Genomic DNA, 12,340 nt, shown 5'->3' with positions numbered 1-12,340 from the left:
CAGCGGCGTGCCGCCGACCGGAGGCGGGGCCGAGAACGATGACGACGCGAGAGGCGCCGACGCCACCGGCGGCGGCGCGTTGAGCGGCGCGCTCGCGGGCGGCGGGGCGTTGTACGGAGCGGAGGAGCCGGGCGGCGGCATCGTGGGCGGCGCGCTCGGTGGCACCCCGGGCATCCCCGTCTGCGTGACGTTGAGCGGGAGGGCGGTCGCCGAGGCGACGACGTCGGCGGCGCTCGGCACCGCGCTCGGGGCGGCCGGCGGGGCGGCTCCCGCGGCGGCGGCCAGGGCATCCCAGTCGGCGGGCGAGACGCGACCATCGGACGCCGCGGCGCGGCGCAGGAACGACAGGTCGGAGTCCTCGGGGTCCATGGGGATCTCGTGGATCGGTCGGTCGGTCATGAGTGCTCCTTACGGCGGCGTCGGGTCGGTGCTGCGGGCGTCACGCGACCACGCGCATGATCTCGTCGACGGAGGTGAGGCCGAGCTTGGCCTTCTCCCAGCCGTCCTGGCGGAGGGTGCGCATGCCCTGGGCGAGCGCGACCTTCTGGATCTCGGCGGCGGAGGCGCGCGCCACGGCGAGGCGCTCGATCTCCTCCGTGACGGCCATGACCTCGTGCAGGGCGAGGCGACCGCGGTAGCCGGTGTTCGAGCAGGCCGAGCATCCGACGGGCTTGTAGAGCGTAGGGCCGGAGGCGAACGCGAGCGCCGTGCCCGCCGAGCGCTCCTCGCCGTCCTCGGTCGTGAAGCCGGTCTCGCCGAAGGCCTGCGCGAGGCTCACGCCGAACGCCATCTGCTCGGTGTCGCCCTGGTACGGCGCCTTGCACCGGTCGCAGAGGCGGCGCGCGAGGCGCTGGGCGACGACGCAGTCGAGGGCCGAACCGACGAGGAAGGGCTCGATGTCCATCTCGATGAGACGGGTGATCGCGCTCGGCGCGTCGTTGGTGTGCAGGGTCGACAGCACGAGGTGACCCGTGAGCGAGGCCTCGATGGCGATCTGCGCGGTCTCCTTGTCGCGGATCTCACCGAGGAGCACGACATCCGGGTCGGATCGCAGGATGCTGCGCAGCGCGCTCGCGAACGTGAGGCCCGCCTTCGGGTTCACCTGCACCTGGTTGATGCCAGCCATGCGGTACTCGACCGGGTCCTCGACGGTGATGACGTTGATCTCGGGCTTCGCGACCGCGTGGAGGGTCGTGTACAGGGTCGTCGACTTGCCCGAACCGGTCGGCCCGGTGACGAGGATCATGCCGTACGGCTTCGTGTACGACTGCTTGAAGACGTCGAAGTTGTACTCGAGCAGCTGCAGCTCGCTCATATCGCGGCGCGTGGCGTTGTTGTCGAGGATTCGCATGACGACCTTCTCGCCGTACACCGTCGGCAGGGTCGCGACGCGAAGGTCGATCTGGCGGCCGCCATGGCTGACCGACATGCGGCCGTCCTGCGGCTTGCGGCGCTCGGCGATGTCGATGTCGCTCATGATCTTCAGGCGCGAGATGACGCCGTTCGTGACCGAGCGGGGCGCGGCCTGCATCTCGTGGAGGACGCCGTCGATGCGGTACCGCACGCGCAGCTCGTGCTCGCCCGGTTCGATGTGGATGTCCGACGCGTTGTCCTGGATCGCCTGGCCGATGATGAGGTTCACGAATCGCACGATCGGCGCATCGTCCGCGTCGGCATCGCGCAGCGCGACCGCCGACAGGTCCTCCGGCCTGTTCTCCTCCTCGAGCACGTTCGAGAGCTCGTTGAGCTCGCTGTCGGCGCGGTGGAACTTCTCGACCGCCTCGACGAGGTCGGTCTCCTCCGCGACGATCGGCACGATGCGCATGCGGGTGGCGGCGCGCACGTCGTCGAGCGCGAAGACGTCGTCGGGGTTGACCATGGCGAGCGTGAGCATCTCGCCGGCGATGTGGATGGGCAGCACCTTGTGCCGCTTGCACAGGGCTGCGGGCACGAGCGCGACGGCCGTGCGGTCGATCGGGTACTCGGAGAGCTCGACGAACGACAGGCCCATGACCTCGGCGCGAGCGGACGCGATCTGGCCCGGCGTCACGCGGCCCTCATCCATGAACATCTGGATGATGTGGGCCTCGGCCAGCGGATCGTCGCTCATCACATCGAGCGTCTCGATGGGCATGATGCCGCGAATGATGAGCACCTCGGTCAATGACGGCACTGCCGGCTCCCCCCTCATGCGCGATCGCAGGGACGCCAATACCGTTGCCGCCCCCCACCGGGACGTTATGACACGCTCTCAGCGATGAGTAGTCCCCCTTTCGGGGACGCGACTCCTCCCCCACGAGCAACACGCGCCCCGCGGGCGCTCCCGCGGGGCACGAGGCGCGGTGATCAGACCCGGTCGTCGTAGCGGAGAGCGCCGAACGGCGAATCGGCGATCGCGGAGGCGAACCCCGGCGGCACGTCGTCGCGGCGCTTCAGAACGAGCGCGGCCTCCGCGAGGTCGGTCTCGACGGCGGCACGGCTCTCGGCGTCGAGCGCCTGCACGACGGCGAGCGCCGCCGCGCGTGAGCGGTCGGCGAGCTCGCTCGCCTCGGCGTCGAGATCCTCGCGCCAGGACGCCTCGGCGACCCGGTAACGGGCGACGCGGGCTCGCTCGGGCGCTCCGCGACGGCGGGCGTCGACCCAGACGATCGCGAGGAGCAGCCCGCAGAGCGCGCTGACCACGACCGGTGCGATGATCGCGTCGAACGGGGCACCACCGCGGGCCCCGTTCGCGCGCCAGATGATGAGCCCGGCGCCGGCGACCGCGGCGACCGCGTCGAAGCCGATCACCGAGCTCGCGCGCTGGTTGCTGACGCCCGCGCTCGACCGGGAGCGGAGCGCCCCGACGAGGTGGAGGACGGTGGCGAGCACGATCAGCCCGGCGCAGAGCGCGGCTGCGGAGGGAGCATCCCATCGATCGGCGAATCGCGCGCTCGCGATGACGACGGCGAGCGCGATCGCGGTGATGACGAGCGCCGCCGCGTCGAGCCCCCAGATGTCGCGCGGCGGGTCGGGCCAGTCCTCGTCGTACGCGCTCTCTCGCTCGCGATAGCGGGCGCGGAGAGCGGCGATCGCTCGGTCGTGGTCGCGGTCGATCGCCCTCAGTCGAGCTCGGACCTGCGGGGCAGCCGACGCGAGGGCCGCGTCCTCGAGGACGCGCGCCGCCGACAGGGTCTCCCCTGCCGACACGGGGATGCTCGAGGCGAGTTCCGCCGCGGTCACTCGCTCATCCAGCGGAAGCCGCCGAGCATCTCGTCGAGCGCAGCCGTCATGATGCCGGCGTCGCGCATCGAGCGGGCGAGCGCCGACGCCATGAGCACGGCGGGACCCTCCGCGAAGAGGTACTCGATGCGCGCCGTCGGGAGCTCCCCTGCCCCCGGGGTGACGGACAGGATGCGCGACCCCGACCCGAGGCCGTCGAGCTCGAGGTCGGTGCGCACGGGCGACAGCAGGGCGTCGGCCGAGGCGGCGAGCAGGTCGTCGGCCGAGTAGACCTCGCCCGGCGCCGCGACGATGATCACGAAGTGGACGATCCCGAGAGCGCCGACGTCAGCGGGGAGGAACAGGAACGACTCGGAGGCGTCCGGCGGCCGCGTCGCGACGGCCGTCTCGGCGACCGCGCGCAGGTCGTCGAGCTCGCTCGCGGTGATGTCGGGCCGCTCGGCCTCGAGCGCCGCGGCCAGTCCCTCGGCGAACGCCCGAGAGTCGCCGGAATCGGGCAGCGGGTACCAGAGGCCCGCGTCGTACTGCAGCTCGTACCCGCTCATGCGGCCTCCCACGCGAAGGTGCTCATGCAGACGTTGCTGAGCGCGACCATCTCGTCGACCATGCGCTCGACGTCCCCGTCACCGTCTACGGGGTACGGGATGGCCGTCGTGAACTGCAGCGCGATCGTCCTCCCCGACCCGGGCACGGCGATGACGTAGGCGATCTGGCGCGTCCGCACCCCTCCCCCGACGCCGTCGACCGCCCGATCGGCCTCCATCCGGACGATCGCGCGGTCGTCGCGGAGGAACCCGGCCCCGCCCTCACGGAGCATCGCCGTCACCTCCGGATCGAGCGTGCCGCCCTCGGGCGCGCGCCGCACGGAGACGACGATCGAGACGGGCATGACCTGCTCGGGAGGGACGTTGCTCTGCAGGTACACCGAGACGGCGCCGGCGGCGGAGAGCTGAGCGAACCCGCGGCGGACGAGCGACCGGAACTCGACGTCGAGGTCGGGCCGGTGTGCGCGCTTCATGACCTCGCTGCCCTGCGCGATGAGGAGCTGGGCGGTCGCCGACGAGGCGGGCGCCTCCTCCCACCCCTGGGGGAGAACGAGCCGGTACGGGGGGATCGCGAGCTCGGCGAGGGACTCCGGCGTCATCGGCTCAGCTCGGCCGACCACGCGTCGACCGGTCGCTCGTTCATCGCCGTCATGATGTCGGAGGAGCGGCCGAGGACCATGTTGGTCCGCTTGATCCCGAACTCGACCACGTTGATGGCCATCTCGGGCATCGATACCTCCGAGCGGGCTACGACGCTCTGCAGCGCTCCGAGATGCGGACTCACGAGGCGCTGGTGGTGCGGCGTGAGCGAGGCGAATGCGTCGGCCATCCCGTTCTGCCACGTCCGGCTGGAGCCTTGCGTGATGCGAGTGACGATGCCGGAAGGGCCCCCTCCGCTGAACAGCGTGAAGTCTGTGCGAATGCGCTGGGCAAGACCCTGTGCCGCCCGGCTGCCCATACCTCCACCCTGGCGGATCACCTCGGCGGACGGGAGGCGACGCAGGGCGACGATGCGCCGCACCGGCGTGACGATGTCCATGACGGGCGCGGTGGCGAACTCGCGCAGCCCTGTCATGCGCTTGCCGGACTGGAACAGCTTGCCGAGCTTCCCGAACGGGAGGACCCCCACGACCGCCCACGCGACGTCGCCGCCGTTGCGGCGGCCCTTCGCCGCGAGGTACAGCGTGCCGAGCAGAGCGAGCACGCCGGCGATGGCGGCGAGGGCGGCGAAGAGCGGCCCGCCGATGATCAGCGCGGCGAGCGCGAGGATCACCCCGGCGACCTGCAGCACGGTGAGGATGACCTCGACGACGCCGGCGAGGTTGTCCGTCCAGTGATCGGTGATGTTGCCCTTGGTGGCGTCCTCGATGCCCTCGAGCGCCGCCTCGTAGGCCTCGTCCCACATGTCGAACTGGATGTCGTAGGCGCGCAGGGCGTCGTCGAGGTCCTCCCGCGCGGCGTCCGCGAGCCCCGCCGCGGCGCTCGCGCCGTCGGCGAGCCGGTCGGCCGTCGCGGTCGCGGAGGGGTCGTCGGCGTCGGGCTCGAAGCGGTCGAGAGCGGATGCCGCGGCGGCGGCCTGCGCCTGCCGCTGCACGAGCACGGCGCGAGCGGCCTCCGCGTCGGACACGATGCGGGTCATCTCCACCTGGACGGAGTCGAGCGCCTGCCCGTAGGTCTTCATCACGCGACCGGTCGGGGTGTAGCGCTCGGCGGCGAGGTGGAGCTCCTCGTGGACGTCCCCGACTTCCTCCTGGATGCGCTCGATCGAGCGCCCCCTCTGCTCCTCGGCCCCGTCGCCGATGTCGCGGAGGACGCGGGAGGCTCCTTCCATCTGGGCGCCGAGGGCCTCGATGGCCTCCCCGCGCTCGATGATCTTCGCGGCGTCGCCGTCGAGCACCTCGACGCGTCGACCCGAGTGCGTGCGCAGATCCGTCATGTCAGCTCTCCGGTGTCAGAGGTCGGCCGGCGGCGTCGCCGTGCCGGCGGAGTCGAGAGTGAGGTTGTTCGCGAGCTCGGCGTCGAAGTCCGTCCACCCCGTGCAGGTCGATTCGACCGAGGCCTGGATCGCCGTGAGCTTCTCGACGAGCGCGGCGCGGCGGTCATCCCAGCCCGACTCGAACTCGCGAGTGCGGTCGCACAGCCCCGAGCGGCCCGCGGGGCGGTCGATCGCCTCCTGCAGCTCGCCCGTCCGCGAGCCGACCTCGTCGAACTCGACGAGGATCCGCTTGAGCGCGGAGTTCAGTGCGCTCAGCGTCGACACGCTGATCATCACATCGGCCATGGGCTCTTCTCCTTGATGCGGTGCTGGTCGGAAGGCGGTTCAGCCGGAGCGAGCCGGGCGGCGCTGGCCGCCCGGCTCGTTCGGCCCGAGGGCTCGCGGCTCAGTTGCCGGCGAGCGCGGAGTCGGTGTCCTGGATGGCGCGCATCATGCGCGTGAGCGACTCGCCCATCTCGCGGATGCCGTCGATCGCGGTCGAGAGGCCCTCGGTGAGGTCCTGGTAGCCGTCGTTGAACTTGCCGGAGGCCTGCTGCGTGCGGAACTCGTCGTTCGTGAGCGTCGTCACCTGGCTCTGGAGGCGGCGGAGGATCTCGGCGATGTCCTCGCGGCCGGCCTCCAGGCGGCTCGACATGCGCTCCATCTCGCTGTAGGTGGCCTTGAAGTCAGCCATGGTCATCCTTCTCTCTATGTCGGTGGCTCGAGGAGAGCCGGTGATGCGCCTACGCTAACGTCGCAGTTTTCCTCACGTCGATGGGGAGCCCTCCCCACTTCCGCGTCACGGCACGAGCGGCAGCTGCACCGTGACGGCCCGCCCGTTCTCGACGAAGATGCCGCGGCCCGGCGGGAACTCGTGCCGCTGCACGCGCGGGAAGGGCACCTTGAAGATCGAGTCGCCGTCGTAGGTCTCGGGCTTGAGCACGATGCCGCGACGGCCCGCCTTGAGCTCGCCGATGAGCCCGTAACCGCCCGCCATGAGGCTGACGTCGCCCTCGCCGAGCAGCAGGTGCTCGCTGCGGTTGATCGCCTGCATGAGCTCCTTGAGGGGCCGCTCGGCATCGGTGTCGCCGAACTCCGGCACGTTCTCGACCACGACCACCATGCGGGCGGATGCCCCTTCCGCGGCGACGAGAGGAACGAGCTGCTTCGCGAGAGCGCGCACGTCGTCGATGCTCGAGGCTGCGCCCGCCCACGTCCGCTCGTCCTTCAGAGCGGCCCGTCGGCCGCCGATGTGGAAGAACTCGGTCTCCGGCTCCGCGCGCTCGATCGCCTGCACCAGCGCGCGGAGGGCCGAGGTCTTGCCGCTGCGCGGCGGCCCGGCGACGACGAAGGTGCCGATGGGCTCGAAGCCCGTGGGGCCGAGCTCGTCGTCCGCGACGCCGATGACGGGGAGCCCGCCGACCCGGTCCGGCAGCTCGGCGGCGCTCAGCTCGGTGGGCAGCGCGCCGATGGCGGGAGCATCCGTCGCCCCCCGTCGGCGCAGTTCGGCCGCGAGGGCCTCAGTCGCCGTCGACTGCTCGGCGACGTTGACGGTGCCGCCCATCGACGCGATCTGCGTCTCGACGCCGTCGACGATCGCGCGTCCCGGGGCGCTGCGCTCGTCGAGGACGTCCTTCGGCACGCCGAGCATGCCGTAGGCGCTGTCGTCGCTCAGACGCAGCACGATGCGCTTGCTGACGTTGGCGCTCACCGCGGTCGGGACGGCGCCGTAGCGGTCGGCGGACGCGATGACGTGGATGCCGAGCGGGCGGCCCTCGCCGAGCGCGCGCATGAGGATGCCGTAGAACGGAGCGCGCGCCGTCGTCGCCTCCCACTCCTGCTTGAAGGCTCCGAAGCCGTCGATGAGGAGGAGGATGCGCGGCTCGTCGACGCGGCCGGTGAGCTGCCGGTACTCGGTGAGGCTCGCGGCGTTGGCCTCCGAGAAGCGGCGGGAACGGTCATCCAGCATCGATCGCAGCGTGCGGAGCAGGCGCTGCACGCGCTCGGCGTCGTCGCCCGCGACGATCGAGCCCACGTGAGGGAGGGCCTCGAGCGAGCGCAGCGACCCCGTGCCGAAGTCGGCGCCGTAGACGATGCAGCGGCCGGCCTCCGGTCGAGCGCCCGCGGCGATCGCGAGAGAGCGCAGCGCGGTCGACTTGCCTGAGCCCGACGTGCCGTAGACGAGCATGTGACCGTCGGTGTCGGGCTCGAAGAACACCGGAGCCTGCAGCTGGCGCTCGGGGATGTCGGCGAGGCCGATCGGGATGCGCGCGTCGCCGTCGAGCGGGAGCGCGCGCAGGTCGACCGTCGCGGGGAGGTCGTCGAGCCACGGCCGACGCGGGGCGGGGATGCCCGCCGTCGTCGCCGCCGCGACGAGCGTCTGCACGAGCCGCTTCTGATCGTTCGGCCCGGGGTCGCCGTCCTCCTCGAGCGACTCGGGGCCGCCCTCGGCCTCCCAGACGGTCGGGGCACCGAAGCGCAGCTCGGCGACGCGCACCTGTGCCGCGGCGGGCGCGTCGCTCGTCCAGCCGCCGGCGTAGCCGGACTGGAACGGCACGAGACGGCCCGGTCCCGTCTTGGCGATGCCGCGCCCGGGGATGGACGGGTCGAAGGTGCCGGCGACGGGATCGCCGACGACGTCCTTCGAGTCGCTCTCGTCGGCCATGCGGAGCGCGACGCGGAGGTTCGTGTTCGCCCGCAGGTTGTCCTTGATGACGCCCGCCGGGCGCTGGGTGGCCATGATCAGGTGGATGCCGAGCGACCGCCCGCGCTGGGCGATGTCGACCACGCCGTCGACGAACTCCGGCACGTCGCCCGCGAGCGCCGCGAACTCGTCGATGACGAGCACGAGAGCGGGAGGAGTATCCGGGTCCTGACGCTTCTCCAGCTCGAGGAGGTCCTTCGCCTTCTTGCGATTGAAGAGGTGCTCGCGGTGGTGCAGCTCGGCCCGGAGGCTCGTGAGGGCGCGACGGACGAGGTGCGGGCTCAGGTCGGTGACGAGACCGACGCAGTGCGGCAGCTCGACGCAGTCGGCGAAGGCGGATCCGCCCTTGTAGTCGACGAAGAGGAACGTCACGCGATCGGGGCTGTACTCGGCGGCCATGCCGAGCACCCAGGCCTGCAGGAACTCGCTCTTGCCCGAGCCCGTGGTGCCGCCGACGAGAGCGTGAGGGCCCTGCGTCCGGAGGTCGAGCGTCATGGCGTCGGGGCTTCCCTGGCCGACGAAGGCGGCGAGCGTGCCCGCCCGTTTGAGGCGAGGCCGCGTGGCTCCGCGGCGTCGATCGAGCACCGAGCCGTTCTGGTGCCACCGCTCGATCGCGGCCGCGGGCTGGGCGGCGAGGTCGCTCCCGAGCAGGCTCAGCATCGACACGCTGCGGGGCAGATCGCTCGTGTCGTCGGTGATGCTGCTCGCGTCGACGACCGGCGCCATGCGCTGGGCGAAGACCTGGGCGTGCGCCTGCGAGACGCCCTCAACGGCGACGGGCTCGTACACCTCCCCCGCGCGCACGTAGCCGACCCGGGCGGAGTCGAGGCCGTCGGTGACGTCGACGAAGGTGCGGCACGCGGCGGGCAGGGCCTCGACCGCGGGCGCGAGGAAGATCGTGTAGACGCCCACGTCGGCGCCGCGCTCGATGACCTGCGTCAGTCGGGCGCGGTCGACGGGCGCGTCGCCCGTGACGACGAGGACGATCGCGAGATCGCTCGGCACGGCGAGCTCGCGCGGCAGGCCCTCGCCGACGCGCGAGCCGAGCGCGAGCGAGGAGTCGTCCTCCCGCAGCGGGCCCCGGCGGCTCGGCGTGCCGCTCGAGCGCTGGAGCACGATCTCCTCGAGCGCGCTCAGCAGTGCTGTGCCCGCGGAGGGGCTGTCCGCGAGAGCGAGTTCGGCGAACGGCGACCGCGGCGTCGAGGTGTGCGGCAGCCACTTGAGCCACTCGAGCTCGCGCGTCCACGCGGGGTTGACGATGGCCGCGGTGACGACCTCGTTCGGGGCGTGGAGGCCGAAGAGCTGCACGCCCAGCCCGCGGAGCGCGTCCGCCGCGAGCGCGCTCGGCCCGGCGATGCCGAGGGCGCCGGAGCTCGGCAGCAGCTCGACGAGCGGCACGTCGTCGATGAACTCGTGGCGATCGCGCAGCACCTGCACCTGGCGCGAGTACTGGGCGATGCCCTTGGAATCTGTGCTCGCCGCGATCGAGTTGCGGCTCCGGGCCCGACCGGCGCCGAGACGCAGGGCGAGGAAGCTCCAGTGCTCCGGGCGCCGCGTCCACAGCAGCGGGCCGAGACGCATGGCCTCCTCGTAGACGGAGGCGGTCGGGGGCGCCTCCGCGTGCCGTCGCTCGCGCTCGATGAGCTCCTGCTCGGCGAGGTCATCCTCGAGCTGCTCGATCTGCTCCTCGAAGGTCTGGATCTCCTGCCGCAGCTTGATGCCCTGCTGGCGGCGCTGGCCGAGGAAGTTGCCGAGCAGCATGATCGGCGCCATCGCGACCATGAGCAGCGCGAGCGCGCGGCCGGTCGCGAAGTAGATGCCGAGCCCGAGCAGGATCGGGGCGATGATCATCGGCCAGGGGAAGAGACGCGGGTCCGACTCCGACGGCACGGCCGGGTGGGGGAACTCGGTGCCCGGGTACCTCACTTCGACGCGCGGGGAGCGGTTGAACAGGAGGGATCCGCCGCGCTCGAGCACGGCATCCCGCCGCTCATCGTCGCCCGCGTCGAGAAGGGTGAAGGCGACGTCGGTGTCGCCGAGCGTGATCACCTGACCGGGCTGCACCGCGAGACGCGGCACGCGGCCGCCATCGATCACGAGGCCGTTGGCGGAGTTCAGGTCGACGAGCTCGATGCGCGAGTCGACCTCCACCCGCGCGTGCCGCTTCGACACGAGAGGGTCCGAGAGCGTCACCGTCGTCGAGGCGTCGCGGCCGATGACGCTGTGGCCGCGCGCGAGCGGGAACTCACGACCGGCGTCGGGGCCGGAGAGCACGCGCATCACGGCGGCCGCGGAGCGCGAGCGCGCGGTGGGCGCGTGGGGGGCGATCGCGGCGTGGAACCCGCTGCCGATGGGCGCGTCGGCCAGGAGGAGGGCGGGGTCGAGCGCGACGAGCTCGCTTCCGACCGGGGGCGCGATGGCGAGCGTCAGGGGTCCGTCCAGGAGGTGGCGGACGTGGGCTCCGCCCGGGTCGGTCGCCGCGATCGTGCGCGCCAGATCGGCGACGGTCGCGGTCGCGTCGGCCGTGATCACGACGTCCGTCGCCCGGTCGCCGGAGCGTCGCAGGGCCAGCTTGAGCTTCATCCGTGGTCTCTCGTCCGGTCGTGCGGGTGGGCATGAGGAGATCGATGCGCCGAGCGCACGAGGTTGGGGGTCATCCCGCGGTCACCCGGAAGCTGCGGCCGCCGATCTCGACGGTGCTCTCGAGGGGGATGCTCGTGCGCTCGCCGGGCGGCAGTGCGAGCTCGCCCGCCGGGGTCACCGCGACGGTGCCGTTGGAGGAGCCGCGGTCGAGCATCCAGAAGCCCCCCTCCTCGTCGACGCCGAACTCGGCGTGCGTCTTCGACAGCTGCATCGTCGGGTCGGCGAGCGGCAGGAGGAGCGCGACGCGCTCGCCGGGGCGCGGCTCGGGGTCGCGACCGAGGAGCGCGGATGCGGGGACGGGGACCATCGTCCCGTCGTCGAAGCGCAGGCGCACGACGCGGGGCCCCGGTGCCGCCGCCGATCCGACGGAGGCGGGCACGAGCGGCGGTGCGGACACGGGGAGGGGCACGGCCGCCGTCGACGGCTCGGGCGCGCGCGGGTCGATCAGCTCGGGCGGAGTCCACGACCCCGACCCCGGCAGCCCGGAGACGACGCCGGCGCTCGATCGCTCGGCCGGGACGAAGGCGCGCGACGGGCCGGCGCTGCCGAGGGAGGGCAGCGGTGCGCGGACCTCTCGCGACGACGGCAGGATCGCCTTGCGCGCGTGACGAAGGGCCCGCGCGTCGAAGGGATCGAGCCCCCGCCGGACGTCCAGGACCCAGGCCCGCGCGACGCGGTCGAGCCAGCTGCGGCCGCGTCGCTCGGGATCGAGGCCCGCGCTGAGGAACAGCAGACCCGGGCCGACGACGACGAGCACCGCGGTCGAGGCCTGGAGGACGAGGGCGCGCAGGACGACGCGCCAGAAGCCGGGACGCGCGAAGGTCGCAACGTTGACGGATCGGAGCCCGAGCGCCGCCTTACCGATGGTGACCCCCCGGAGACCGTGGAGGACCAGCTGGACCAGCCCGAAGACGCTCGTGACCGCGAGCCCGACGAGGACGAGCACGATCGCGATCGGGTCGACCGCGTCGAGCGGGGCCCCCGCGAGCAGCGGCGTCGCGGCGATCAGCACGCCGACGACCGTCGGCGTCGCGAGGATCAGCCAGATGACCGCGTCGATCGCGAACGCGGCGGAACGACGGCCCGCTCCAGCGGGTCGGAGGCCGAGGGAGGCGGCGTACTCGGGATCGGGCGAGCCGTCGTCGCGGATCCCCGGCGTCGGTTCATCGTCGGTCTGCAGCGTGATCGGGGGTCGAGCGAGAGGGCTCTCCCCGCCGCCCCGGTCGAATCGATCATCACGCACGGGCCTCA

9 protein-coding genes and 1 pseudogene are annotated in these 12,340 nt (G+C 72.4%); all 10 read right to left on the bottom strand.

The features are described 5' to 3' along the window. Positions 1 to 399 (bottom strand): annotated as a pseudogene (locus Q7T15_RS05880) (hypothetical protein); the annotation flags it as partial. 40 nt (positions 400 to 439) lie between these two features. After that, complete coding sequence (locus Q7T15_RS05875) at positions 440 to 2,173, bottom strand: GspE/PulE family protein (protein WP_304694242.1); 1,734 nt, start codon at positions 2,171 to 2,173, stop codon at positions 440 to 442. A 173-nt stretch (positions 2,174 to 2,346) separates the two neighbouring features. Beyond that, the gene (locus Q7T15_RS05870) at positions 2,347 to 3,222 is read right to left on the bottom strand and encodes a hypothetical protein (protein ID WP_304694240.1); all 876 of its coding nucleotides are present in this window, start codon (positions 3,220 to 3,222) and stop codon (positions 2,347 to 2,349) included. Further along, complete coding sequence (locus tag Q7T15_RS05865; RefSeq protein ID WP_304694238.1) at positions 3,219 to 3,767, bottom strand: hypothetical protein; 549 nt, start codon at positions 3,765 to 3,767, stop codon at positions 3,219 to 3,221. The genes Q7T15_RS05870 and Q7T15_RS05865 overlap by 4 nt, the downstream gene beginning before the upstream one ends. Then, the gene (locus Q7T15_RS05860; RefSeq protein ID WP_304694236.1) at positions 3,764 to 4,366 is read right to left on the bottom strand and encodes a hypothetical protein; all 603 of its coding nucleotides are present in this window, start codon (positions 4,364 to 4,366) and stop codon (positions 3,764 to 3,766) included. The genes Q7T15_RS05865 and Q7T15_RS05860 overlap by 4 nt, the downstream gene beginning before the upstream one ends. Then, positions 4,363 to 5,703, bottom strand: a complete 1,341-nt coding sequence (locus Q7T15_RS05855) for a hypothetical protein (RefSeq protein ID WP_304694234.1) — start codon at positions 5,701 to 5,703, stop codon at positions 4,363 to 4,365. The genes Q7T15_RS05860 and Q7T15_RS05855 overlap by 4 nt, the downstream gene beginning before the upstream one ends. A 15-nt stretch (positions 5,704 to 5,718) precedes the next feature. Further along, positions 5,719 to 6,048, bottom strand: coding sequence for a hypothetical protein (locus tag Q7T15_RS05850; RefSeq protein ID WP_304694232.1), 330 nt, complete (start codon positions 6,046 to 6,048; stop codon positions 5,719 to 5,721). 100 nt (positions 6,049 to 6,148) lie between these two features. Next, the gene (locus Q7T15_RS05845; RefSeq protein WP_304694230.1) at positions 6,149 to 6,436 is read right to left on the bottom strand and encodes a WXG100 family type VII secretion target; all 288 of its coding nucleotides are present in this window, start codon (positions 6,434 to 6,436) and stop codon (positions 6,149 to 6,151) included. Positions 6,437 to 6,541: 105 nt separating this feature from the next. Next, a complete protein-coding gene (locus tag Q7T15_RS05840; RefSeq protein ID WP_304694228.1) occupies positions 6,542 to 11,029 on the bottom strand; it encodes an FtsK/SpoIIIE domain-containing protein in 4,488 nt (1,495 codons plus the stop codon). A 70-nt stretch (positions 11,030 to 11,099) separates the two neighbouring features. Next, positions 11,100 to 12,332 carry an RDD family protein gene (locus Q7T15_RS05835; RefSeq protein ID WP_304694226.1) on the bottom strand — a complete coding sequence of 411 codons (1,233 nt, stop codon included), beginning with the start codon at positions 12,330 to 12,332 and terminating at the stop codon, positions 11,100 to 11,102. Positions 12,333 to 12,340: the final 8 nt, after the last annotated feature.

This window comes from Microcella sp., assembly GCF_030645145.1.
Lineage (GTDB): Bacteria > Actinomycetota > Actinomycetes > Actinomycetales > Microbacteriaceae > Microcella.
The sequence above is the reverse complement of the archived record's forward strand: the minus strand, read 5'-3'. Positions and strand labels throughout refer to the sequence as shown.